19 protein-coding genes are annotated in these 25,629 nt (G+C 62.5%); 16 read left to right on the forward strand and 3 right to left on the reverse strand.

Annotated elements, in window-relative coordinates; genetic code table 11:
• Positions 1-14: 14 nt before the first annotated feature.
• Positions 15-995 carry an HPP family protein gene (locus PAN08_RS16995; protein ID WP_269792707.1) on the reverse strand — a complete coding sequence of 327 codons (981 nt, stop codon included), beginning with the start codon at positions 993-995 and terminating at the stop codon, positions 15-17.
• A 407-nt stretch (positions 996-1,402) separates the two neighbouring features.
• Between PAN08_RS16995 and PAN08_RS17000 the strand changes: the two genes are divergently transcribed.
• The 8 genes from PAN08_RS17000 (at position 1,403) to PAN08_RS17035 (ending at position 14,983) form a co-directional block, all read left to right on the forward strand.
• On the forward strand, positions 1,403-2,113 hold the full coding sequence (locus tag PAN08_RS17000) for a TorF family putative porin (protein ID WP_269792708.1): 711 nt from the start codon (positions 1,403-1,405) through the stop codon (positions 2,111-2,113).
• Positions 2,114-2,416: 303 nt separating this feature from the next.
• Positions 2,417-2,680, forward strand: coding sequence for a hypothetical protein (locus tag PAN08_RS17005; RefSeq protein WP_269792709.1), 264 nt, complete (start codon positions 2,417-2,419; stop codon positions 2,678-2,680).
• A gap of 123 nt (positions 2,681-2,803) precedes the next feature.
• Positions 2,804-3,112, forward strand: coding sequence for a hypothetical protein (locus PAN08_RS17010; RefSeq protein ID WP_269792710.1), 309 nt, complete (start codon positions 2,804-2,806; stop codon positions 3,110-3,112).
• Positions 3,113-3,497: 385 nt separating this feature from the next.
• Positions 3,498-3,740, forward strand: a complete 243-nt coding sequence (locus PAN08_RS17015) for a hypothetical protein (RefSeq protein WP_269792711.1) — start codon at positions 3,498-3,500, stop codon at positions 3,738-3,740.
• Positions 3,737-12,463 (forward strand): glucoamylase family protein, encoded by an 8,727-nt coding sequence (locus PAN08_RS17020; protein WP_332840114.1) that lies wholly within the window; start codon positions 3,737-3,739, stop codon positions 12,461-12,463. Before PAN08_RS17015 ends, PAN08_RS17020 begins: the two co-directional genes overlap by 4 nt.
• Positions 12,460-12,711, forward strand: a complete 252-nt coding sequence (locus tag PAN08_RS17025; RefSeq protein ID WP_269792712.1) for a hypothetical protein — start codon at positions 12,460-12,462, stop codon at positions 12,709-12,711. The genes PAN08_RS17020 and PAN08_RS17025 overlap by 4 nt, the downstream gene beginning before the upstream one ends.
• Positions 12,712-12,934: 223 nt before the next feature.
• Positions 12,935-13,987: an NAD(P)-dependent alcohol dehydrogenase gene (locus tag PAN08_RS17030; protein ID WP_269792713.1), complete on the forward strand. Its 1,053-nt coding sequence runs from the start codon at positions 12,935-12,937 to the stop codon at positions 13,985-13,987.
• A 12-nt stretch (positions 13,988-13,999) separates the two neighbouring features.
• Complete coding sequence (locus tag PAN08_RS17035; RefSeq protein ID WP_269792714.1) at positions 14,000-14,983, forward strand: aldo/keto reductase; 984 nt, start codon at positions 14,000-14,002, stop codon at positions 14,981-14,983.
• Positions 14,984-15,005: 22 nt separating this feature from the next.
• Here the strand turns inward: PAN08_RS17035 and PAN08_RS17040 are convergent, their stop codons facing one another.
• Positions 15,006-15,293, reverse strand: coding sequence for a hypothetical protein (locus PAN08_RS17040; protein WP_269792715.1), 288 nt, complete (start codon positions 15,291-15,293; stop codon positions 15,006-15,008).
• Between the two features lie 238 nt (positions 15,294-15,531).
• Here PAN08_RS17040 and PAN08_RS17045 point away from each other — a divergent pair, with 238 nt between their 5' ends.
• The 3 genes from PAN08_RS17045 to bioD are packed head-to-tail and all read left to right on the forward strand — an operon-like array spanning position 15,532 to position 18,031.
• Positions 15,532-16,044, forward strand: coding sequence for a M23 family metallopeptidase (locus PAN08_RS17045; RefSeq protein WP_269792834.1), 513 nt, complete (start codon positions 15,532-15,534; stop codon positions 16,042-16,044).
• Between the two features lie 47 nt (positions 16,045-16,091).
• Positions 16,092-17,384 (forward strand): adenosylmethionine--8-amino-7-oxononanoate transaminase, encoded by a 1,293-nt coding sequence (gene bioA / locus PAN08_RS17050; RefSeq protein ID WP_269792716.1) that lies wholly within the window; start codon positions 16,092-16,094, stop codon positions 17,382-17,384.
• Entirely contained in the window at positions 17,381-18,031 is a 651-nt protein-coding gene (gene bioD, locus PAN08_RS17055) for a dethiobiotin synthase (RefSeq protein ID WP_269792717.1), read from the forward strand. The genes bioA and bioD overlap by 4 nt, the downstream gene beginning before the upstream one ends.
• Before the next feature lie 99 nt (positions 18,032-18,130).
• Here the strand turns inward: bioD and PAN08_RS17060 are convergent, their stop codons facing one another.
• Entirely contained in the window at positions 18,131-20,473 is a 2,343-nt protein-coding gene (locus tag PAN08_RS17060) for a glucose/quinate/shikimate family membrane-bound PQQ-dependent dehydrogenase (RefSeq protein ID WP_269792718.1), read from the reverse strand.
• Positions 20,474-20,595: 122 nt separating this feature from the next.
• Between PAN08_RS17060 and PAN08_RS17065 the strand changes: the two genes are divergently transcribed.
• The 5 genes from PAN08_RS17065 to PAN08_RS17085 all read left to right on the forward strand — a co-directional run bounded on the left by PAN08_RS17065 (position 20,596) and on the right by PAN08_RS17085 (position 25,621).
• Positions 20,596-21,678 (forward strand): SPFH and helix-turn-helix domain-containing protein, encoded by a 1,083-nt coding sequence (locus PAN08_RS17065; RefSeq protein WP_269792719.1) that lies wholly within the window; start codon positions 20,596-20,598, stop codon positions 21,676-21,678.
• The gene (locus tag PAN08_RS17070) at positions 21,678-22,883 is read left to right on the forward strand and encodes a hypothetical protein (protein WP_269792720.1); all 1,206 of its coding nucleotides are present in this window, start codon (positions 21,678-21,680) and stop codon (positions 22,881-22,883) included. The genes PAN08_RS17065 and PAN08_RS17070 overlap by 1 nt, the downstream gene beginning before the upstream one ends.
• Positions 22,884-22,967: 84 nt before the next feature.
• On the forward strand, positions 22,968-23,129 hold the full coding sequence (locus PAN08_RS17075; RefSeq protein ID WP_269792721.1) for a hypothetical protein: 162 nt from the start codon (positions 22,968-22,970) through the stop codon (positions 23,127-23,129).
• A 240-nt stretch (positions 23,130-23,369) separates the two neighbouring features.
• Positions 23,370-24,716, forward strand: a complete 1,347-nt coding sequence (locus PAN08_RS17080) for a cytochrome c (protein WP_269792722.1) — start codon at positions 23,370-23,372, stop codon at positions 24,714-24,716.
• Positions 24,713-25,621 carry a c-type cytochrome gene (locus PAN08_RS17085; protein WP_269792723.1) on the forward strand — a complete coding sequence of 303 codons (909 nt, stop codon included), beginning with the start codon at positions 24,713-24,715 and terminating at the stop codon, positions 25,619-25,621. Before PAN08_RS17080 ends, PAN08_RS17085 begins: the two co-directional genes overlap by 4 nt.
• The last annotated feature ends 8 nt before the right edge of the window (positions 25,622-25,629 follow it).

Below are 25,629 nucleotides of genomic sequence, written 5' to 3' on the forward strand. Positions count from 1 at the left end.
CTCCCGGCAGTCGCTCAGCTGGGCTGCAGTTTGGCCCAGCGCCCACCGTGCTGCAGCTCCACTTCGAACCGCGCCCATTGGCGTAGATCGTCCGCAGTGGCATGGCCGATATTGCCAATACCGTTGCCGGCCACCACCGCGTACACCAGCCGCTGGGGGGTTGGTCCGTTGAGCGCCGGTGTCACTGACACACGGCGCACGCTCCATGCACGGCCCAGGCGGCCGTTGCTGTAGTAGCGGCCGGGCGCGATCAACGCCGGATGCAGCGCATCGCGTTCGGCATGCTGCTTGGCCAGCTCCAACAACTCGGTGAGGTTATCGTCGGTGATGTCCACGAACGAGTTGAGCTGGCTGATGGCGGCGTGGAAATCTTCCTGGGTGAGGTCAACGCTGCGCTGTGCCGACGCGACGGGCGCGGTTTGTTGCCGCCGTCGATGCAGGTGCACCGGGTAGCGGCGCCAGGCAAAGCAGGCGTTGAACAGCACCGCTGCGGTCAGGATGGCAGCGACATTGATCAACACCGGCGTCAGCAGATACTGGTAACCCAATGCGTGCACGTCACTGCCACCAATCACTGCTGCCAGCGCGGTCGCGCCACCAGGGGGATGGATGCAGCGCAGGTAATGCATGGCGCCCACTGCCAGACCCACCGCCAACGCGCCGGTCCAGACTTGATCGGGGGCCAGTTTCTGGCAGCTCACGCCGATGAAGGCCGAGACCAGATGGCCGGCCATCACCGACCACGGTTGTGACAACGCACCGTGTGGCACCGCAAATACCAACACCGCCGAGGCGCCCATCGAGGCCAGCAGGATCGCGCTACCGGGCGTGTCACCAAAGCCATGCGGGAAGCACCAGTGGGTCAACTGATAGACCACGGTGATGCCGATCAACGCCCCCAGTGCCGATATCCACTTCTCGCCATGGTTGGTCTGGTTGCGCTCGATGCTCAACCAGTTGCGCAGCGATTGCAGGAGCGAAGACAGGAACGTCATCAGCGTGGGTGAAGGGAGGGCGGGCCATTTTGCCGTTGAATCCGGCCGCCGTAATGTACTTTTGCGGGCCAATTGCAGATGCGCTGATACCGATCGGTTTGCTCGATATGGCGCCAGTGGATAAGCCGTATGCCGCAGGCAAGAGGCGCCTGCCTGGCCCAAGCCCGGCACGTATCACCGTAGTGCAATCGGCCATGCATCGGGCCGGTGCAGATGCCGCATGTGGTCGCTATCTGCAGGCTCGTGGTCCACGAGGCCGAGCCAGGTGGGTATCCGCGCGATTGAACGCGGTCCATTTTTACGCAGATTTGATAGTGCGACGCTCGCATCGCCATCGCCGGTTTATGGGCAGTGACGACATCATTTCCACAGGGCCGCGCAGGGTGCGTGGCCACTTTGGAAAACCGATGAAAGCCTTTCACTATTCCCAACGCCTGCTGCGCCGTAGCCGCGTTCTGTTGATCCTGCTGGCCGCCACGGGTGGTGCCGCCGCTCATGACGTCAGTGGCAGCGCCACCCTCACCAGTGATTATGTCTGGCGCGGCGCTACCCAAAGCCAGGGTGATGCCGCTGTGCAGGCAGGCTTCAAGGTCGCAGGCCAGAGCGGCTTTTATGCCTCGGCATGGGGCTCCAGCGTCGAATTCGTGCCACAAACCCACGCCAGCAGCGAGCTGGACTTCAGTGTGGGCTGGGGAAAACAGCTGAGCGAGCACTGGGCGCTGGATGCCAACGTGCTGCATTACCGCTATCCATCCACTGCGGTTGATCTGAACTGGACCGAGCTCAACACCACGCTGACCTGGAAGAACACCTATTGGTTGTCATTGGCGTGGTCCCCGGAGGCCCTGGGCACCACGCAGGACGGCCTGTACAGCCAGATCGGCGCGCGCGTACCGATTAATGAGCACCTGCGCATGGAGATGATGGCCGGCTACTACACGCTGCAGGACGCAGCCGGTGGCGGTTACGCACATGGGCAGTTGAGTGCGATCTGGGCGATCACCGCGCCGCTGGAACTGCGCGTCAGTACGCATGCCACCAACCATCATGCGCGTGAGCTGTTTGGCGATGACTTCGCCGGTAGCCGCTGGGAGGTGGCGCTGCAGGGCAGCTTCTGAGCACCGCGTGACGTTGTTTCGCTTTTACATCAAGGGTGGCCCGGTGCATTGCGATGCCCGGGCTGTTCGCCGTAGGCCGCATGCCGTCCGCCAAGCGGCCCCGCCGATACCCGGTGGGTACCACGCGTTGACCAGGGCAAGCTTCTGCTGTCTGCCGGAAGCTCACTGCGGTCCTCCGGAAGGGCGCCGGACACACCAGCCGGTGCGAGACCCTTCTCGTTCATCTTCGTCGTCACGCCTATGACGGACAAAGCGCCTATGCTGCAAAGACATTGAGTACTCCTTGTACTCAGGATGTGACGTATGAACTATGAAGAAGCTCGCGCTGACCTGGATGAACTGGCGCTTGAGATGGTCACATCCACGCACACGTGGTCGTATTCGCAACGATTGGACAAGCTTCGGTCGCTGGCAATTCTTACCAGACGTGCGTTGCAAGCCACTTCCGGTTCACCCAATGAAAGCGCACATCGCAGTAGTATCGATTCACTGCTTGATCGGATAGGCGGCATGATGGCCACCGCAGCGCAGCTTGAAGAACTGCAAGAGAGTTACAAGCACAGCTGATTCCGAAGTGACAGCGATAGCGCAAGGGAAGTACTTCCGGGCAAACCGGAATGGACCGCCGCACGAGGCCCCTCATCGACAATGCAGCTACTGTGCGTGAGCTGGCGGCATCAGGACACACACATGAATGGCTTGAGAGACCGTGACTTCGTCAATGTGGTCAGCGAACTGTCTTACTGGCAGGAGCGCTTCGACAGCGGATCAATGGTGGGCGACTCCTTCCGCAATGATTGCGCACCCGTGATCAAGCTTGCGTGCGACATCTACTTGCGGGACCCGCATGGCTCGCACCGTGCACGGCTTGCTGACCTGCAGGCACATCTTCCCCTGGCACAGACAGAGAACAGCGCTGAGGTCTCTGCCCAGATCGCGCAGCTCTGTTGGGACCGTCTCGGCGAAAATTCGAATCCGCCCTGCTTCGAACTCCAATAACGCCTGCGCGGAGACGACGAAGCGGGCTCACCATGAACCCGCGTGGCGGGGTGGGGTGAGCATGCAGGTCTCAATGCGTATCACCTCGCACAGGCTTGTACAGCTCAATCCAGCATCAATGCACGGCGGACGTGTGGCGATCCAGTCATCGATGTGAGCAAAGAGGAACAGGCTGACGACCGATGAGCTGCAACAGAAGTGATGCGGTCCGCAGTCTCGGTCGCCGTGCACTCAGGAGGCTGCAGGGTGAGTACGGCGAAGAGAGTGGCGAATATGAGGTTGAATCGCCGGCCAACTGCGCCCGCTTGACGCCGCGATGGTGGGTCCGTGCAGGGGGTGCGAAAGGAGCATTCCAGGCGGCGTGGTCGAGGTGCGAGCTGCACGGATGTTCGCACTCGCTGAAGCCGGTGTTTGTCCATATGGAGTCGATCTTTTCATCGCCTCCAGATTCATGCGTTTGAATTTCCCGGCAAAACTGCCGGACGTAACAGATATCTCCCGCATGACGGATCTCGTGTTGTTGTTTCAACACACGCCGGCCCTGCGGCTTTTTACGCTGTTATCCCAATGGCGTACAGGAAGAACGAGTGACCTATTGCTCGTCGTGACCACACAGGATCATCAATGACTCAAACCTTGGGTAGCTCCAATCAGTGGCTACGTGCCCTCGGACGCTTGTGGCGCTGGAACGGCTCTGCACGCATCAGTTCCAGCCATGCCGAGGCGCCACTCCGCGCGCAACTATTCAACGTGGACCAGATGGAAGTGCACGGACGTGCATTGGCGCGCGCACATAGCGTGCATGCCGTGTCAGGCCGTGAATATCTGCTTGGCCGTCTCGCTGAGAATGAACGTCTGCTGGATGATGCCTATTCGCTGCTCACCGGGCTGACGCGCGACGGTATGCGGGTCGCGCCTGCGGGCGAGTGGTTGCTGGACAACTACTACCTTGTTGAAGAGCAGATCCACACCGCGCGCATGCATCTGCCCACCGGTTACAGCCGTCAGCTTCCGTCCTTGAGCGTGGGCCCTTCGGCGGAGCTGCCGCGTGTGTACGACCTGTCTCTGGAGGCGATCGCGCATGGCGATGGTCGCATCGACGGGGAAACCATCAGCCGCTTCATCGCTGCCTACCAGTCCATCACGCCGTTGATGCTGGGCGAGCTTTGGGCGATACCGATCATGCTGCGGCTGGCCTTGATCGACAATCTGCGGCGCATGGCCGTGCGTGTGATGCATGACGGCACCGATCGCCGGCTGGCGAACGAATGGGCCGAGCGGTTGAACCAGACGGCAGCAGAAAGTCCGAAAGATGTAGTACTGGTGATCGCTGACCTGGCACGCTCGGGCCCACCGCTGTCGGGTGCTTTCGTTTCCGAGCTGGCGCGTGGGCTGCAGGGTCGCGGCGGTGTGTTCTCGATGCCGATCACCTGGCTTGAACAGTGGGTTGCTGCCGATGGCCATCGCATCGAAGAACTGGTGCATCTTGAGAGTCAGCAACAGGCCGCAGATCAGGTTTCGATCAGCAACAGCTTCAGCAGTCTACGTTTCCTGACCAACATGGATTGGCGCGAGTTCGTCGAAAGCATGAGCGAAGTCGAACGCATCCTGCGTCAGGATCCATCCTGCACCTATGCGTTGATGGACTTCAGTACACGTGACAGCTACCGCCATGTGGTGGAGAAGGTCGCGCGCCTGGCCAACGTCAGTGAGAGCGATGTTGCCGGCATGGCGCTGCGGTTGACGCAAGCCGCTGCCAAAGACGATCCACGCGGCTACCAGGCGCACGTGGGCTTCTATCTGGTGGACGATGGCGTGGCGCAGATGAAAGCCGCTGTGGGCGCATTGACGCCTTCGGGGCGCCCCGTATCTCTGCGGCCGCAGCGGGTCCCTTTGTTGGTGTATCTGTTGCCGATCGCGACCATCGTCGGGTTGTTCACCTGGGGGTTGATGAACACCGGCCCGCCATTGGACGGTGGGTTGGCGTGGTTGATCGTGGCATTGGCAGTACTGGTGTTCAGCGAGCTGGGTATCGCACTGGTCAACTGGGGCGCGACGCTTCTGGTATCGCCGCGACTGCTGCCACGCATGGATTTCTCCAAAGGCATACCCGCGCAGGCGCGCACACTGGTGGTGATTCCCTGCATGTTGGGAAACGTCGCCGACGTGGATAGCCTGGTGGAAGGGTTGGAAGTCCGCTTCCTTGCCAACCGCGACCCGCATCTGCATTTCGCGTTACTGACCGATTTTCTGGATGCGGACCAGGCGTCGCAGCCAACAGATGCGGCGCTGCTGGAGCGCGCCGTGTACTTGATCGAGCAACTCAACCAGCGCTATGCGCCGGAGCGCATCACTGAACACGGAGGTGATCTGTTCTACCTGTTCCATCGGCCGCGCCAGTGGAACCCCGGTGAGCAGCGGTGGATGGGCCTTGAGCGCAAGCGCGGCAAGCTGGCAGCCTTGAACCGGTTGCTGCGTGACGGCTCCACCGAGGATTTTCTGCAGGTGGTGGGCCGGGTCGCTGCACTGACGAGCGTGCGCTACGTCATTCCCCTGGATACCGATACCCGACTGCCCCGCGATGCCGCACGCGAGTTCGTCGGCACACTGTCGCATCCGCTCAATCGTGCCCACTTCGATGCGCGACGTCGTCGGGTGGTCCGTGGCTACGGCATCCTTCAACCCAGCGTTGGCACCAGCCTGGGCGGACGCCGTAGTTCGCGTTATGCGCGCATGTTCGGCAACGAACCGGGCATTGATCCGTACACACGCACCGTCTCGGATGTGTACCAGGATCTGTTCGGGGAAGGATCCTTCGTGGGCAAAGGCATCTACGATGTGGAAGCGTTCGAACTTGCGCTGGCGAACCGCTTCCCCGACAACCGCATCCTCAGCCATGACTTGCTGGAGGGCTGCTATGCGCGCGCTGGATTGATCAGCGATGTGCGGCTGTTCGAGGACTACCCCACGCGCTATGCCGCAGACGTGAAACGACGCTATCGCTGGATACGCGGCGACTGGCAACTGCTGCCCTGGCTGTTGCCCTGGGTGCCGCGCAATGACGGCGGCCATGAACGCAATCCATTGTCATGGCTATCGCGCGGCAAGCTGTTGGACAACTTGCGGCGAAGCCTTGTGCCGGTGGCCATGACGGCCCTGCTGGTGCTCGGCTGGGTGCTCTCGCCGGCGCCACTCGTATGGACAGCCTGGCTGTTGTGCTTGTGGATGCTGCCGGTGCTGATACCGGCACTGCGTGATGTTTTCTCCATGCCGGTCGACATGCCACTGAAGGCCCATCTGCTCCAGGTGGGTAGATCCACCTTGCGACAGCTGCTGCGCGCCGCGATAAATCTGTCATGCCTGCCTTACGAGGCGTTCTTCAGCGTGGCTGCGATTGCACGTACGTTGTGGCGGCTGTTGATCACGCGCACGCATCTATTGCAGTGGAATCCATCGGCAGAAGTGGAACGCAGTCTGGGCTCCGGCATGAAGGCCGAGTTGCACAGCATGGGGCCGGCCGCTTTGTCCGCCGTCATCGTCGTTGCTGCGTTGTTGGCGGTTGTGCAACCGGCCTCGCTATGGATAGCCATGCCGTTTCTTCTGCTGTGGCTGTCCTCGCCTGTGCTCATGGCGTGGCTGGGGCGGTCAGCACCACCACGCGATGCGAATCTGTCCGCATCCCAGTTGGTGTTTCTTGGCAAGCTGGCGCGCCGCACCTGGGCCTTCTTTGAGACCTATGTGCGCGCTGAAAATCACTGGCTGCCACCGGACAATGTCCAGGAGCATCCTGCACTGGTGGTGGCACGTCGCACGTCGCCGACCAACATCGGCCTGTCGTTGCTGGCCAATCTGTCCGCCTACGATTTTGGCTATCTGCAGGTCGCTGGCGTGCTGGAGCGCACACGGCTTGTGTTCGCCACGTTGGACGCGTTGCCGCGTCACCGCGGGCATTTCTACAACTGGTACGACACCGAAACACTGCAGTCCCTGCCGCCGGCCTATGTTTCCACCGTCGATAGCGGCAACCTGGCGGGGCACCTGCTGACCCTGCGTCAGGGCCTGTTGGCGCTGGCTGATGCGCCGGTACTTGCACCAGGTACCTTCGTGGGATTGGCTGACACGTTGGGCGTGCTGGAAGATTCACGCCTGACAATGCAGTTGAACGACAAGGAGCTGTCGAAGTCACTGGCCGATTTCCGCAGCACGCTTGCGCCGGCGCTGGAAGAATTGCCGGCCGGGGCGCGCGATGCAGAACGTATCCTGATGGCGTTGGTGGTGCATGCAGGTGATATCGCAGCCCGCTGGTCCGCGTCCGTGCCACCGGCTATACACGCGCTGCATTGGCCGACGGCGTTGCTTGATGCCTGCCAGTACGCACTGGCGGAGCTACGGTTATTTGTTGCCGGCCTGTCGCCAGTGGTGGCGTTTGACGGTGCCGTGGAAGACGAGCGCATCCCCACGTTGCGCGAGGTACTCACGCGGTCCACCAACCTGCTGGCGAAAGAGCATGCCCGTGAACGCATCCTTCAGCTTGAACAGCTGGCGCATCGGGCTGGGCAGTTCTCGCTGATGGACTATGAATTTCTCTATGACCCGGCGCGCCATCTGCTGGCCATCGGCTACAACCTGGACGAACATCGCCTGGATAGCGGCTTCTATGACCTGTTGGCCTCCGAAGCGCGCTTGTGCAGCTTCGTGGCCATTGCGCAGGGGAAGCTGCCACAGGAAACCTGGTTCGCATTGGGGCGGCTGCTGACCGAGGTCAACGGGGATGCGACGCTGTTGTCATGGAGCGGCTCGATGTTCGAGTACCTCATGCCGCAACTGGTGATGCCGAGTTACCCGGACACCCTGTTGGACCAGACATCACAGCACGCCGTGGAGGCGCAGATTGCCTACGGCGCCCTGCACAACGTTCCGTGGGGGATATCCGAGTCCGGCTACAACACGGTAGACGCTCGCATGAACTACCAATACCGCGCATTCGGTGTGCCCGGTTTGGGCCTGAAGCGCGGGTTGGGCCAGGACCTGGTGATTGCACCGTACGCCAGCATGATGGCGTTGATGGTGGCCCCTGAAGCTGCCTGCAAGAACCTGCAACGTCTGGATGCGCTGGGCTTCAATGGCGACTTCGGTTTCTACGAAGCTATTGATTACACGCCCACCCGTGTGCCACCGGGACAGGATCACGTGGTGGTGCGTTCCTTCATGGCCCATCACCAGGGCATGGGGTTTCTGTCGCTGGTTCATCTGCTCCGGCAGCAGCCGATGCAGCAACGTTTCGTGGCAGATGCCGAGTTCCAGGCGACCTTGCTGCTGTTGCAGGAGCGTATACCGCATACCGGCGTGTTCCATCCGCATGAAGCAGAAACCCCGGGGGCGCGCGCGGCCTCCACCGAACCTGAAACGCAGCTGCGGATATTCCGTAATCCCAGTACGTCACGCCCCGCCGTGCAGCTGCTGTCAAACGGCCGTTACCACAGCCTGTTGACCAGCGCCGGTGGTGGTTACAGCCGTCAGCGCGATATGTCCATCACACGCTGGCGCGAGGATGGCACCCGCGACCACTGGGGTAATTTCTGCTATCTGCGTGATGTCGACAGCGGTGAGTTCTGGTCCACGTCCCTGCAACCCACCGGTGTGCCGGTCGAGCAGTACGAAGCCATCTTCTCCGACGCAAAGGCCGAGTTCCGTGGACGTAAACGTGGCTACGAAAGCCATCTTGAAATCGCCATCTCCGCCGAAGACGACATCGAGCTGCGCCGGTTGCGGTTGAGCAACCGCAGCCGACATGCACGGACCATCGAGATCACCACCTATGCCGAAGTGGTGTTGGCGGCGCCCATCGTGGACGAGCTGCATCCGGCATTCAGCAATCTGTTCGTGCAGTCGGAGATCGTGCCCGAAAGGCAGGCCCTGCTGTGTACGCGTCGGCCGCGTTCGCACGACGAAGTGTCGCCATGGATGTTCCACCTGGTTGCGGTCCACGATGCCGATATCAGCGCGATCTCGTACGAGACAGACCGGGCCCGCTTCCTTGGCCGTGGTTGCACACCGCGTGCGCCACAGGCGCTTTCGAGCGACGAGGTTCTCTCCAACAGCGAAGGCTCGGTGTTGGATCCGATTGTGGCAATCCGTTGCCGTATCGAACTTGCGCCGGGACAGAGCGTGATGGTCGATATGGTGTACGGCGTCGGCGTGGACCGCGATGCGTGCCTTGGGCTGGTCGACAAGTACCGTGACCGTCGACTGGCGGACCGGGTGTTCGATCTTGCCTGGACCCACAGCCAGGTGGTGCGGCGCCAGATCAATGCATCACAGGCCGATGCACAACTGTATGAGCGGCTGGCGGGATTGATTGTCTACGCGCATCCGTTGCTGCGCGCCGACCCCGAGGTGCTGCTGCAGAACCAGCGTGGCCAGTCAGGACTCTGGGGGCATGCAATCTCGGGTGATCTGCCGATCGTGCTGCTGCAGGTTTCTGACGTCGACAATATCGAGCTGGTCCGGCAGATGGTGCAGGCGCATGCGTACTGGCGGCTGAAAGGCCTGCGTGCGGATCTGGTGATCTGGAACGAAAGCCAGGTGGGTTATCGGCAACAGTTGCAGGACCAGATACTGGGCATGATCTCGGCAGATCCGGAAGCCAATGTACTGGACCGCCCCGGCGGCATCTTCGTGCGGCCGGGTCACCAGATGTCACAGGAGGACCGCATTCTGCTGCAGTCGGTGGCCCGGGTGATCATCAGTGATCAGCAAGGCACGCTGGCCGCACAGATCGGCCGGCATGAACCTGCCGAGCGGGCGATCCCGGCGCTGCTACCTGAAGGGTCAGCGGACGATCATCAGCACGCTGCACCATTGGAGCTGTTCACCGGGCTGCCACCGGATCACGAGGCAACAGCGGCGGATGACACGAGCCCCTTCACTGAGGTGGCAAGCGACTTTATCCACGACAACGGCACCGGCGCTTTCGCTGCGGATGGTCGCGAGTACGTGATCGTTACGCGCGAGGGCATGCCGACACCGGCGCCTTGGTCCAACGTGTTGGCGAATGAAACGTTGGGTACGGTCGTCAGCGAGAGCATGCCCGGCTATACCTGGTTCGAGAACGCCCATGAGTTCAGGCTGACGCCGTGGCACAACGACCCGGTCAGTGACAGTGGTGGCGAGGCGTTCTACCTGCGGGATGAAGACAGCGGAAAGGTGTGGTCACCCACAGCGTTGCCCTGCCGAGGACGCGGTGCTTACCGTACGCGCCACGGCTTCGGCTACAGCGCGTATGAGCACGAGGAAGATGGCATCGCCAGCGAACTGTGGATCTATGTGGCGGTCGAGGACGCGGTCAAGTTCTCGGTGCTGAAGCTGCGCAATATTTCCGGGCGTGCTCGGCGGGTATCGGCAACCGGCTACGTGGAATGGGTGCTGGGTGACCTGCGGGTCAAATCGCAGATGCATATCGTGTGCGAGCAGGATGCTGCCAGCGGCGTGTTCACGGCACGTAATCCCTACAACACGGAATTCAACGGACGCGTGGCCTTCTTTGATACGGATGCCAGCGAGCGCAGTTTCACTGCCAGCCGAACAGAGTTCCTGGGCCGCAACGGTGGGTTGGACGATCCGGCGGCAATGCACCGCGAACGTCTGTCCGGGCGGTTGGGCGTGGCGCTGGACCCATGCACCGCCATCCAGGTTCCGTTGGTGCTGGCCGCCGGCGAAACACAGGAGGTGGTGTTCCGTCTTGGCATGGGCAAGGACCATGACGACGCCCTGCGGTTGGCCCGCAAAGTACAGGGCTCGCAGGCCGCCCGCGATGCGCTGAGCGCACTCCATCTGCATTGGCGTGGATTGCTGGACGTAATGCGGGTCGAGACGCCCGACCCCAGCGTTGATGCGCTGGTGAACGGCTGGCTGATGTATCAGACACTGGCCTGCCGCTGCGTGGCGCGCAGCGGTTATTACCAATCGGGCGGCGCATTTGGCTTCCGCGATCAGCTGCAGGACACCATGGCCAGCGTGCACGCGGCACCGCTGCGGACCCGCGCGCATCTGCTGCTCTGCGCAGCCCAGCAGTTTCCGCAAGGCGATGTTCTGCATTGGTGGCATCCGCCGCAAGGCCGCGGGGTGCGCACCCGCTGTTCGGACGATTACCTGTGGCTGCCGTTGGCTACCTGCCGTTACCTGGAGGTGACGGGCGATGTCAGTGTGCTGGAGGAAGACGTCCGCTTCATTGAAGGGCGCGCCGTCAATTCAGACGAGGAATCCTATTACGACATACCGATGCAGTCCCATCTTCGCCAGTCGTTCTATCAGCACTGCGTGCTGGCGCTGCGACGCGGGTGCGAGCTGCTCGGTGCGCGCGGATTACCCTTGATCGGCACCGGTGACTGGAACGATGGCATGAACCGCGTCGGGGAGGGCGGGCGTGGCGAAAGCGTATGGCTGGGCTTCTTCCTTTTCGACACACTGCAACGCTTCATGGCAGTGGCACGTGCACGTGGCGATGAGGCGTTTGCCAGCTATTGCGCCGATCAGGCGCAGCGCCTTCAGAAGAACCTCGAAACGCATGCCTGGGACGGACAGTGGTACCGCCGTGCCTGGTTCGATGACGGCACGCCGTTGGGCTCCACCGAGAGCGACGAATGCAGGATCGACTCCATCTCGCAGAGCTGGTCGGTGCTGTCGGGCGCCGCAGAACCCCTGCGCGCGGCGCGGGCCATGGCATCGCTGGATCAGCATCTGGTGGAACGTGAAGCGGGCTTGGTAAAGCTGCTGGATCCGCCGTTCGACAAGACGTTGAAGGATCCGGGGTACATCCGTGGCTACGTGCCCGGCGTACGTGAGAACGGCGGGCAGTACACCCATGCGGCGGTATGGGCGGCGATGGCGTTCGCCAAACAAGGCAACGCGGAGAAGGCATGGGAGCTTGCTCGCATGATCAACCCCATCCATCACGCTACAGATGGCGATGCGATGGCGATCTACAAAGCGGAGCCTTATGTCATGGCAGCCGATGTCTACGGCGTGGCACCGCACGTCGGACGTGGTGGCTGGACGTGGTACACCGGCTCGGCGGGCTGGATGTACCGGTTGCTGACCGAGTCGTTGCTGGGGCTGCAGCGCATTGCGGACAGTCTTGAGCTGTCCCCCTGCCTGCCACATGCGTGGCCTGGTTATGCGATGCGCTACCAGTTCGGAAGCAGCGTCTACGTGATTCGTGTTGACCAGCACGACGCGGGGCCTTGCAGGCTTACGTTGGACGGCATTGAGCAGGAGCAACGACGGATACCACTCGTGGACGATGGCAATGTCCATCACGTCAGTTTGGCTTGGTTGCGAGTGGAGCCATGAAACCGCGCGTAGAGCTGGATGCCGCGTTGGACCACCTCGGCGCGGAGCTTAATCACTGGCTGTGCAGAGTCAGGCACGAGGCGCAGTTCTGGCCCCAGTTCACGGCACTGTCCAGGACGATTCTGGATGAAGCGGAAACCTGGGACAGGCTGCATGTCCTGTACCGCTTGGACACGATGCTTGAACGCCACGGCAAGGTGCCGGTGATGCGTCCCCGCCGCTCTGGGTCGTTCAACCGTAGCGGTTGACGGGTGTTGTTTCGGAGGTCCGTGCAGGGGCGCGGGCCGAGGCTGTCGCCCTGTGGAAGCCCGGTCCCCTGCGGGCCGGGGATGATGAGCCACGCATGACCGAATGCCGCCGGCGCTGCTTAATTCGTCACAGGCAACTGTCTAGACTTGTCGCCTGTCTCGTGATGGCCGGCTGGGCTGGTCCGCACGGGTTTCCCGTTCTGCCCGTTACAGGATGCTGCCCATGAAAACCCTCGGTTATGCCGCTTTCGATACCACTTCGCCGTTGGCTGCCTATGCCTTCGAGCGCCGCGAACTGCGTGGCAACGATGTGGCGATGGAAATCCTTTACTGCGGCGTCTGCCATTCAGACCTGCATACCGCACGCAATGACTGGGGCTGGAGTTACTACCCGATCGTGCCGGGCCACGAAATTGTCGGCCGGGTGATCGCTACGGGCCCGCAGGTCAGCCGCTACAAGGTGGGAGACCATGTCGCAGTGGGTTGCATGGTCGACAGCTGCATGGAATGCGACCAGTGCCACAAGGGGGAAGAGCAGTTGTGCCGCGAAGGCAATACCGGCACCTACGCAGGCGCGGACCGCATCACCGGTGAGCACACCCAAGGGGGTTATTCCAAGCATCTGGTGGTACGCGAGGACTTCTGTCTGCGCATGCCTGCAGGGTTGGACCTGGCGCGCGCTGCGCCGCTGCTATGCGCTGGCATCACCACCTGGTCGCCCCTGCGTACCTGGAACGTGGGCCCGGGCAGCCGCGTTGGCGTGATCGGACTGGGCGGGCTGGGTCACATGGCGGTCAAGCTGGCGGTGGGCCTGGGCGCCGAAGTCACGGTACTGAGCCGCAGCCCGAACAAGCAGGAGGATGCCCTCGCGCTGGGTGCGGATCGCCTGCTGGTTTCCAGTGACGAGGCCGCGATGAAGCAGGCGCGGTCGGCGTTCGATCTGATCATCGACACCGTACCGGTCAAACACGAGCTTGGCCCCTACCTGCCACTGCTGGACGTGGATGGCACCTTGGTGATCGTTGGCCAGGTCGGCCCGATGGATGAGTTCAACAGTGTGCCGCTGCTGCTTGGCCGCCGCCGCATTGCCGGCTCGCCGATTGGCGGTATCCGCGAGACACAGGAAATGCTGGATTTCTGTGCCGAGAAAAACATCCTGCCGGACTGCGAAATGATCCGCATGGACGAGATCAACCATGCCTACGAGCGCATGGAAAAATCGGACGTGCGTTATCGCTTCGTCATCGACATGGCGTCACTGCCGGCGCAGCAATAAGAGGGCATCGCAATGCAGAAGCGCGTACTGGGAAACAGCGGGCTGGAAGTATCGGCACTGGGTCTGGGCTGCATGGGGTTGAGCCATGCGTACGGCCAGCCGCCGGACAAGGCCGATGGCATCGCGTTGATTCGCGCGGCGTTCGAACGTGGCGTGACGTTCTTCGATACGGCGGAAGTCTATGGCCCGTTCACCAACGAGGAACTGCTGGGTGAAGCACTACAGCCGATCCGCGACCAAGTGATCATCGCCACCAAATTTGGCTTCCGTGAAGGTGACGCCAGCAAGGGCGTGGACAGTCGTCCGGAGAACATCCGCGCGGTCGCCGAAGCCTCACTCAAGCGCCTGCGTACCGACCGTATCGACCTGTTCTACCAGCACCGCGTGGACCCTGCGGTACCGATGGAGGAGGTGGCCGGTACCGTGCGTGAGCTGATCGCCGAAGGCAAGGTCAAGCACTTTGGTTTGTCGGAAGCCGGGGTTGATTCAATCCGTCGCGCGCATGCGGTGCAGCCGGTGACCGCATTGCAGAGTGAGTACTCGTTGTGGTGGCGCGAGCCGGAAACCGAAATCCTGCCGCTGCTGGAAGAACTGGGTATCGGCTTTGTCCCGTTCAGCCCATTGGGGCGCGGTTTTTTGACCGGCGCGATGGATGCGAACACTGCGTTCGATGCCAATGATTTCCGCAACGGGCTGCCGCGATTTTCCGAAGAGAACCGTCGCGCGAATGCGGGATTGCTGGAGGTGATCGGCACGCTGGCCGACGCCAAAGGTGTGAGCCGTGCGCAGATCGCCCTGGCCTGGCTGTTGGCCCGCAAACCGTGGATTGTGCCGATTCCGGGCACTACCAAGCGGCATCGGCTGGATGAAAACATCGGTGCGATGGCCATAACGCTGGATGCACAGGACATGGCCGGCATTACCGCCGCACTGGATGCGATCACGGTGGTTGGCGAACGCTATCCGGCACAGCTGCAGCGGACGACCGGGCGCTGAACCCGCAGGCAGGACGGTGGCATCAACTGCCACCGTCCACTTGTCCGGTGCTGCGCTGAAAGCTGCGTTCCAACGACGGCAGCCGCGATCGTGCGAAGGCCGTGATGACGGCATGCGTACAGACCATGAGAAACAGGACCAACGCATCGAGGCCGCTGCTGGCCAGCCACGACATCAGCAAGAACATGAAGCTCAGCACCGCGAGTGCATCGAACGCCAAGCGGCTGAAGAAGCCGATAGCCAACAGCGCCATGAAGTAGAGCGCTGCGGGCAGTGCAACTATCGAGATCAGGACGTTCAGGATATCCATCGGGGGGCTCGGTGCGAAGGCGGGCGGCTTGCGCGGCATATGCCTGAAGTTACGGGCGCTCTGTGAGCTTTCGATGGGCCGACTGTGAAGTGGATGGGAAGTGGTGACACGGCTTCCATTGCTCGCACACCACCGTGGCGGGGCGACGGTTTGGCCTGCTAGTTTCAGCAACTGTCAGGTATCCGTAGGGCATGCAGTGAGTAAATCAGTGTCGTCGCGACTGGGAATTTTTGTCGTACTGGTGTTGGTGATCGTGTCCGGCGCATGGCTATGGCAACAGCCATTTGCCGTGGTGGCGCGAATGAGCTGGAAAATGATGCAACTCCCGGCGCCCACCGCGATCAGTGTGCCGGTACAGGGCATACGCCCGCGCCAGATCGGCGATACCTTCGGCGCACCGCGTGGCCGGGATCGCACGCACCATGGTGTGGATATTTTCGCCAAACGGGGCACCCCGGTGCGTGCCGCCACGCAGGGCGTGGTGGTCGCGGTTCGCGACAAAGGGCTGGGGGGAAAACAGGTATGGGTGATGGGCCCGGCCGGGCAGCGGCATTACTACGCGCATCTGGACGACTGGGCGCCCGGCCTGGCGATGGGCAGCCTGCTGCAGCCCGGTGACCTGCTGGGCACCGTCGGTGACACAGGCAATGCCAAGGGCACACCGCCGCACCTGCATTACGGCATCTACGGCCGCGACGGGCCGTTCGATCCCCTGCCGCTGATGCATGCAGCCAGCCCCGGCAAGCGGTAAGGTACCGCCCCTGCAAGCCGCCCATTCCGCGGTGTGATTGATGAACGATGTTGATTGATTCCTTCGACCAGGAGCACCTCTGGCACCCGTACAGCGCGCTGGGCAGTTCTGTGCCAGTGCTCAAGGTGGCGCGTGCCGATGGCGTGCTGCTGCAGCTGGAAGACGGCCCGCAGCTGATCGACGGTATGGCCTCGTGGTGGTGCGCCATCCACGGCTATAACCATCCGCTGCTGAATCAGGCGGCCATCGACCAGCTCGGGCGCATGTCGCATGTGATGTTCGGCGGTTTGACCCATGAGCCGGCCATCGCCCTGGGCAAGCTGCTGCTGGAGATCGTGCCCAAACCGCTGGATGCGATCTTCTATGCCGACTCCGGATCGGTGTCGGTCGAAGTGGCGCTGAAAATGGCCATTCAATACCAAGCCGCACGGGGTTTGCCGCGCAAGAACAACATCGCCACCACGCGCTCCGGCTACCACGGTGATACCTGGAACGCGATGTCGGTGTGCGACCCGGTCAATGGCATGCACGGTTTGTTTGGTGCGTCGCTGCCTTCGCGGTGTTTCGTGCCGGCGCCACAGACGCCCTTCGACGGCGAATGGGATGCGGCGGATATCGCGCCGGTGGAACAGTTGTTCGCTGAGCGTAGCGATGAGCTGGCTGCCTTCATCATCGAACCGATCGTGCAGGGCGCAGGCGGCATGCGCTTCTATCACCCGCAGTACCTGCGTGAGCTGGCGCGGCTGTGTCGCGAACACGCTGTGCTGTTGATCTGCGATGAAATCGCCACCGGCTTCGGCCGAAGTGGACGCCTGTTCGGTTGTGAACATGCCGGGGTCACGCCGGACATCTTATGCATCGGCAAAGCGTTGACCGGCGGCTACATGACCATGGCCGCGACGATCACGCGGCGCGACATCGCCGATGTGATTGCCGCCGGTGAGCCGGGTGTGTTCATGCACGGCCCGACCTTCATGGGCAACCCGTTGGCCTGCGCGGTGGCGTTGGCGTCGACGCAGCTGCTGCTGTCGCAGGACTGGCAGGGCCGAGTGGCGTCCATCGAACAGACCTTGCACGCGCGGTTGGCGCCCGCACGCGCGTTGCCGCAGGTGGCCGATGTGCGGGTGCTCGGTGCGATTGGCGTGATCGAGCTGACAGCATCGCTGCGGCTGGACCGCATCCAGCAACGCATGCTGGAGCAGGGCATCTGGATTCGTCCGTTCGGCCGACTGGTTTACGTGATGCCGCCGTACGTGATCAACGATGCACAGCTGCAGCAGCTGTGCGATGGCATGGTCGCGCTGGTGGCAAGCCTGGAAGAAGAGGATATGCGCGCATGAGCGGGCAGGTGATATTCGTCAGCGGCATCGACACAGAAATCGGCAAGACCGTGGTGACCGGCTGGTTGGCGCGGCAATGGGTAGAGCAGGGCGAGCACGTCATCACCCAGAAACTGGTGCAGACCGGTTGTGTGGGTGCGTCCGATGACATCCTGCTGCACCGTCGCATCATGGGCACGGGCTTGTTCGACGAAGACCGCGATGGCACCACGATGCCGGCCTTGTTCGCCTATCCGGCCTCGCCGCATCTGTCGGCACGACTGGAAGGACGCACGCTGGATTTTGCCGCCATCGAACAAGCGACGGCGCGGCTGTGCGAGCGCTATGAAAAAGTGCTGCTGGAAGGTGCCGGCGGCCTGATGGTGCCGTTGACTGAGCAGCGGTTGACGATTGATTACGTCGCCCAGCACGGTTGGCCATTGTTGCTGGTAACGTCCGGGCGCCTGGGCAGCATCAATCACACCTTGCTGTCGTTGGAGGCGATAGCCGCGCGCGGCATTGCGCTGCATGGCGTGGCATGGAACAGCCGCGATGACAGCACTGATGAAGTGATTGCCGCAGACAGCCGCAACTTCATCCGTGAGTGGGTAATGCAGCGCTTCCCGTTGGCACAGTGGTACGACGTGCCACAGATGGATCTGGGCTGACCCTGGGGTAAGGGGCGTGGCGAGGTTGCTGGCGAAACGCAGGCCTCACCAAGCCTCCCCTTCGTCGTGCGAAAGGGAGGCTTGCTCGCGGTTTCGCGGCTACTTCTTCAGCGTATACGCCAGCACATAGTCGCCCGCCTTGGTCCCGGTGGAGCCATGCCCACCGGCCACCAGCAGCACCATCTGCTCACCCTGGGTGTTGAGGTAGGTCATCGGTGTGGCCTGCCCGCCGGCGGGGATGCGCACGTCCCACAGCACCTTGCCGTTGGCCAGGTCATAGGCGCGGAAGTTGTTGTCAGTGGCCGCACTCATGAAGGCCACGCCGCTGGCGGTCAGCAACGGTCCGCCAATGCCCGGTACGCCGATACGGATGGGCAGTGGCAGTGGCGAAAGATCGCGGATGGTGCCGTTGCGGTGCTGGTAGGCAATCTTGCCAGTGCGCAGGTCCGCCGCCGCCACCGTGCCCCACGGTGGGACATGACAGGGCACGCCCAAGGGAGACATGAAGGGTGCCATTTCCACCGCGTAGTCGGCGCCCTTGTTTTCATTGAGGCCATGCTCGCCCTTGTTCATCTGGCGGCCACTGGCTTCATTCTTTGGCACCAGCTTTGAGACGAAGGCCAAGTAGGTTGGCATGCCGAACATCACCTGCCTGCGCGGGTCCACCGCCACGCTGCCCCAGTTGAAGGTGCCGAAGTTGCCGGGGTAGATAAGGCTGCCCTGCAGGGTTGGCGGGGTGTAACGGCCGTCGTAGCGCAGCGTGCGGAACTGGATGCGGCACAGCATCTGGTCGACCAGACTGGCGCCCCACATGTCGGCCTCACGCAGCGGCTTGGGCTCGAAACTCAATGCCGAGTACGGCTGCGTGGGTGAGGCGGTCTGTCCGGGGATATCCACATGCTGCGAGGCCGGGCGTTCGTTGACTGGCAGCAAGGCGCTGCCATCGCGACGGTCCAGCACATACACATCACCCTGCTTGGTAGGTGCCACCAGCGCGGGCGTGCGGCCTTGTGGCAGGTCCAGATCCACCAGCGTGGGTTGTGCCGGGGTGTCCATATCCCACAGGTCGTGGTGCACAAACTGGTGCACCCAGCGCACCTGGCCGGTGGCCAGGTCCAGTGCCACCACCGACGAGGCGTATTGCTCCTCGGCGGGAGAGCGGTACATGCCCAACTGGTCCGGGGTGCGGTTGCCCATCGGGAAATACGCCAGCCCCAGCGCTTCGTCGGCGCTGGCCACCGCCCAGCTGTTGGGTGAGCTGGCGGTGTAGGTCTGCGCGGCGTTGTTCGGGTCCAGTGGCGCGGTCTGGGTGGGGTTGCCTGAATCCCAGTTCCATACCAACTTGCCGGTGTGCACGTCGTAGGCGCGGATCACGCCGGATGGCGAGTCGATTGCGTAGTCGTCATTGACCGCGCCCGCCACGATCACCTTGCCACCGGCGACCAATGGCGGTGACGTGGAGTAGTAATAGCCGGGCTGCTTGAACGGCATGTTGTGCAGCAGGTCCAGCACGCCGTTGTTGCCGAAGTCCGTGCAGTGCTGGCCGGTCTGGGCATCCAACGCATGCAGTTTGGCGTCGGCGCTGGGCAGGAAGACACGCGAGGCACAGGTAGCGGTTGCTGTTGGCGCAGCCGGCGTCACTGGATCAACGAAGTACGACAGACCACGGCAGGTCTGGTGCTGACGCTGCGGCTCCATGCCTGCAGCCGGATCAAAGCGCCAGCGCTCCTTGCCGGTATCCGCATCCAGGGCGATGGCCAGGCTGTGCGGGGTGCACAAATACAGCGTGTTGCCGATCTTCAGTGGGGTGACTTCATACGTGGTTTCACCCACGTCTTCAGGCAGCCGCATGTCGCCGGTACGCATCTGCCAGGCCAGTTGCAGTTGGCCGACGTTGGCCGGGGTGATCTGCTCCAGTGGCGAGAAGCGTTGGCCGTAGTCACTGCGACCGTAGGCATGCCATTCGCCCGGGGGCGGGGCGTCGTCGCCCAGTGAGGCATCGGCGTTGACGATGTCCATTGGCAGCTGGCCGTCTATTTCATGCAGATGCCGTGGGATACCGGCAAAGGCCACTGCAGCCACCAGCAGGGTACACAGCAGCACCGGCCAGCCAGCCGGGCCGGTATAGCCATGCGGGCTGGAGCGGCGCGACGCCGGCAGTGCGATCAGCAGCCCCAACAACGCCGGCACGCCAAGGCGGGTAGCCAGCGGCCACCAGTACAGGCCGGCTTCCCACAACGACCATGCCAGCAGCACCAACAGCCAACCGGCATACAGCCAGCTCGCCCAGCGCCGGTGCCGCCACAGCCCCCAGGCCACCGCCAACAGCAGCAAGCCACTGAACAGGTAGAACGGGCTGCCCTGCAAGGCCAGCAGCCGCGTACCACCGACCGCCAGGGCAAGCCCGAACAGGGTAGTGAGAAGTAGTGTGAGTATCCGCATGGCGCGCTCCGGCAACCTCGACATTTCCGCCATGCTGCACCGTTGCCTGTATGCGCGGTGTCATCTCGGCGACGTGCAGCCGCTCGACGTAGAATCGGCGCTCTGTCCTCCGGGGAACCGCCATGAGCATTTTGGACTTCATCAAGAAGGAACTGATCGAGATCATCGAATGGACCGATGACTCGCGTGACACCCTGTCTTACCGCTGGCCGGATGACGACCGCCAGATCAAGAACGGCGCGCAGTTGATCGTTCGTGAGTCGCAGATGGTGCAGTTCGTCGCTGCCGGCCAGTACGCCGATCTCTTCGGCCCCGGCAAGCACACCCTCAGCACCCAGAACATCCCGGTGTTGTCGACCATCCTGGGTTGGAAGTACGGCTTTGAATCGCCGTTCAAGTGCGACGTCTATTACCTGAACACACGCCTGTTCACCGGCAACAAGTGGGGCACGTCCAACCCGGTGATGATGCGCGACGCCGATTTCGGCGTGGTGCGCCTGCGTGCGTTCGGCACCTACGATTTCCGCATTGTCGATCCGCCGAAATTCCTCAAGGAAGTCGCTGGCACCGACCAGAATTTCCGCCTGGACGAGTTCGCCGACACCATGCGTTCGCGCATCGTCAGCGTGTTCACCGAGGCGCTGGCCAAGGCTGGCGTGCCTGCGCTGGATGTGGCCACGCGTTACTCGGAACTGGGCGAAGCCCTGCTGCCGATCATCAACCCGGCCATGACCGGCAAGTACGGCATCGAGATCACCAGCTTCATTCTGGAAAACGTGTCCGTGCCGCCGGAAGTGGAACAGGCCATCGACAAGCGTTCCAGCATGACCGCGATTGGCAATCTCAACGATTACGTCAAATACCAGATGGGCCATGGCATGGGCGAGGGCGGCGAAGGTGCCGCAGCGGCTGCAGTGCCGGCACAAATGGCGATGGGCTTTGGCATGGCGCAGGAGATGATGCGCAGCATGCAAGGGGCTGCTCCTGCTGCTGGCGCTGCACCGTCGGGCCCGCCGCCATTGCCGGCGGCCGGTGATGCCGCTGCCACGCTTGATGTACTCACGCCGGAACAGGCAGCGCAGGCGTTGTCGGTATCGGTGGAGGACGTCATGGCTGCCATTGCGGCCGGCGACCTGAAAGCCCGCAAGATCGGCAACGCCACCCGCATTGCCCGTTCCGCACTTGAAGAGTTCCTGCGCGGCTGATGGGCAAAGTGACAGTGGGTAAGCATCCCTGCCCGGAATGCGGCGGGGATCTGCAATGGAATGCGGCCAAGCAGGCCTTGGCCTGCCCGTACTGCGGCACCATCGTGCCGTTGTCAGAGGCGGCCGAAGCCGTGGGCGATGGCAGTGTCGGCGTGGTCGAGCAGGATCTGCTCGACGCGCTTGCGCGCATGCAGGCACAAGACGCGCAACCCCCACCGTTGCCGCCGCAAGATGCGAAGCAGGCAGGTGTGCTGGGCATGCTGCAGAGCATGGCCGCCACCCCGCAGGCACAGCGCGGTTACGGTGCGCAGCCGCGTGAAGTGCAATGCCAGAGTTGCCACGCCATTTCAGTGTTCGTGGACGGCAAGGTGGCCGACCGATGTGAGTTCTGCGGCTCGCCGTCGATCATCGCGCATGAATCACTGGGCGATGCCATCACCCCGCAGAGCCTGTTGCCGTTCCGCATCAGCGACGGTCAGGTGCGCGATGCGATTCGCAAGTGGTATGGCAACCGTTGGTTTGCGCCAAGCCGGCTCAAGACCGCTGCGTTGACCGATACGCTCAAGGGCATGTACCTGCCGTACTGGACATTTGACGCCAACGTCGACGCGCGCTGGACTGCCGAAGCCGGTTACCACTACTACGTCACCGTGAGTTACCGCGACGCACAGGGCAACACGCAAACTCGCCAGGAGCAACGCACGCGCTGGGAACCGGCATCGGGTTCGCTGCAGCACTTCTTCGATGACGAACTGGTGCCGGGCACGGTGGGTGTGCATCCGGAGTTGCTGCAGAAGATCGGCAACTTCCCCACGACAAGCGATCTCAAGCCGTACTCGCCCGAGTTCGTGCGTGGCTGGACGGTGGAGCGCTACCAGGTGGATCTGCGCCAGGCCGCACAGCAGGGCGAAGCGCAGATGCAGTCGCAGACGCGCGCGCTGTGTGCCGAGCAGGTGCCCGGCGACACCTATCGCAACCTGCAGGTGCATGGCGATTACCGCAACCGCACCTTCAAGCACATTCTGGTGCCGGTATGGCTGGTCAGTTACACCTACGGCTCGCGCAGTTTCCAGGTGTTGGGCAACGGCTATACCGGGGAAATTGCCGGTGAACGCCCTTACAGCGCGTGGAAAATATTCTTCGCGGTGTTGTCGGGGGTGTTGGCGTTGTTGGTGCTGCTGTATGTGATGGGCATGCTGCAATAACCGGTTCGTTCAGCTACATGGCTTGAAATCGCGTGTGATGGCCCTCATATCCTGCAGGTTCGTATGGAAAGAAGAGGGAGGCTTATGGAAGCCAACACGACTGGAAGGGTCCAGTGCAACAAATGCAAGGCGGTGTATGAGCCGGTCATCAAGGTGCTGGAACGGGTTTGCCCGCAGTGCCTTTCGATGAAAACCGTCGTACTGCAAGCCCGCCAACAGTTCTGCAGCGCCATCGCCGCCGGCTGAAGCACGCAACAACCCAAAAGTACGAGGCCAGGCATTGCCTGGCCTTTTTTGTTGTTGCGTGACTGAGCGTTGCGACATGCGGTGCTGGCAAGCCTTGCCGCGCTTGGCACGGCACGCTATTGCATCTGCGCCGCCCGTTCGATGTGCCGCCCCGCTGCCAATTGCGTGGCTATTGATCTGGATCAGGGCGGCGGCTGGCAGGCCCTCTGACAATGGGTCAGCTTCAAATGAAAAGATGCAATGGGAAAGTTCTCAAAAGTAGTGCTGGTGATGGTGGTCGGTGCGGCAGCTGCGTATGGCATCGCACGTTCGACGCCATTGTGGTTTGCACCGCCGCAGCGCGCCACGGTGGATATCAATGATCCGCAGTTGATCCAGCGCGGCGAGTATTTGTCACGCGTCGCCGATTGCGCCGCCTGCCACACCGCACCGGGCGGCAAGCCCTATGCCGGTGGTTTGGGCATGCAGACGCCGATGGGCACGATCTATTCGACCAACATCACCCCGGACCGCGCGCAGGGTATCGGCAGCTACAGCTATGCCGATTTTGAGCGTGCGGTGCGTCGCGGCATCCGAGCCGACGGCCAACCGTTGTATCCGGCCATGCCGTACGTGTCGTACATGATCAGTTCCGATGACGAGATCAAGGCGCTCTATGCGTACTTCATGTCATCGGTGCAGCCGGTGGCGCAGGACAACGCCGCGTCAACCATCCCGTGGCCGGCGAGCATGCGTTGGCCGTTGTCGTACTGGCAGTTGATGTTCGCGCGGCCGCGCACTCACACGCCTGATCCGTCGCTGGACGCCAGCGCGCAACGTGGCGCCTACCTGGTGGAAGGCTTCGCGCATTGCGGCGCCTGCCATACGCCGCGTGGCCTGGCATTTCAGGAAAAGGCACTGAGCGATGACGACAGCCGCCACTTCCTGTCCGGCTCGGTACTCGAAGGTTGGTACGCCAAGAATCTGCGCGACGAAGGCACGGGCCTGGCGTCATGGAATGAAGACGAAATCGTGCAGTTTCTGCGTACCGGTCGTACCGAGCGTTCTGCTGCGTTTGGCGGCATGGCCGACGTGGTGGAGCACAGCACCCAGCACATGACGGCCGACGACCTGCAGGCGATGGCGCATTACCTCAAGCAACTGCCGCCACGCGAAGGCCACGCGCAGCAATGGCGGCCCAAGCAGGATCTCACCACCGACGCCTTGCGCAACGGTGACTACCGCGTGCCCGGCGCCTTGGCTTACTCGGAACATTGCCAGGCGTGTCACCGCGCCGACGGCAAGGGGGCGCCGCGTATCTACCCGGCGCTTGCGGGCAACTCCATCGTGTTCGCCGACGACCCCAGCTCGCTGATCCAGGTGACGCTGGCCGGCGGTGCCACACCGCATACGCCGCATGACCGCATGGCCTTCACCATGCCCGGCTTTGCGCATGTATCCAACCAAGAGCTGGCGCAGATCATGACGTTCATCCGCAACGGCTGGGGCAACCATGCCAGTGCGGTCAGTGCTGACGATATCGCGCGCATGCGCCGCGTGGTGGCTGACAAGCCCGTGCATTACCTGCCGGAGGAGGCCGCGCAATGAACGTCAAACTGATGATTGCTGCTGTCGTGGTGGTGTTGGCCGGCAGCGCCGGTGCGGCAGTCTGGTATGCACATGAGCATCCCAATCTGGACGCTCCCGCGCCGGTGTCGATGGACATCCTCGACAAGCAGGGCACGGTGATCGGCCATTACCTCGCGCCCAGCGCCGAGGAGATTGCCGCGCTGGCCAATGCCGAATCCGTGATGCTGGGCCGGCGTCTGCTCAGCGACACTGCCCGCCTGTTGCCGGACAACGTCGGCAATGGCCTGAACTGCAATTCTTGCCACATGGCGCAGGGCAAGTTCGCGCTGCGCAACCACTACATCAACACCGGCAGTAGCTACCCGCGCTACATGCCGCGCCCCGGCAAGGAAATTGACCTGCCCGAGCGCATCAACGGCTGCTTCGTGCGTTCGATGAACGGAACCAAGTTGGCGGTGGATTCGCCGGAAATGCAGGGAATGCTCGCCTACATGCGCTGGCTGGGTACCGGTGTGCCGCAGGGCGCCAAGGTGTCGGGCAAGACCGAAGGGCCCATCGATACCTCGTTGCAGCCGGACATGGCGCGGGGCGAGGTGATCTATGCCGCCCAGTGCGCCAGCTGCCACGGCGACAACGGCGAGGGCATGAAAGATCAGTTCAATGAATACCTCTTCCCGCCGCTATGGGGGGATGCCTCGTTCAACATCGGTGCCGGTATGGCCCGTCTGTACAAGGCTGCCGGGTTCGTCAAACACAACATGCCGCTGGGCGTGAACCGCGAGCCGCCATATGGGCAGGGCGTGATGAGCGACCAGGATGCGGTGGACGTGGCGGAGTACTTCATCAAAAAGCCACGGCCCGACTTCGCGGGCAAGGCCAATGACTGGCCCCGCGACAAGAAACCCAAAGACGCCCGTTACTGATCGCACAA

Source organism: Stenotrophomonas sp. Iso1 (assembly GCF_027497995.1).
GTDB lineage: Bacteria > Pseudomonadota > Gammaproteobacteria > Xanthomonadales > Xanthomonadaceae > Stenotrophomonas.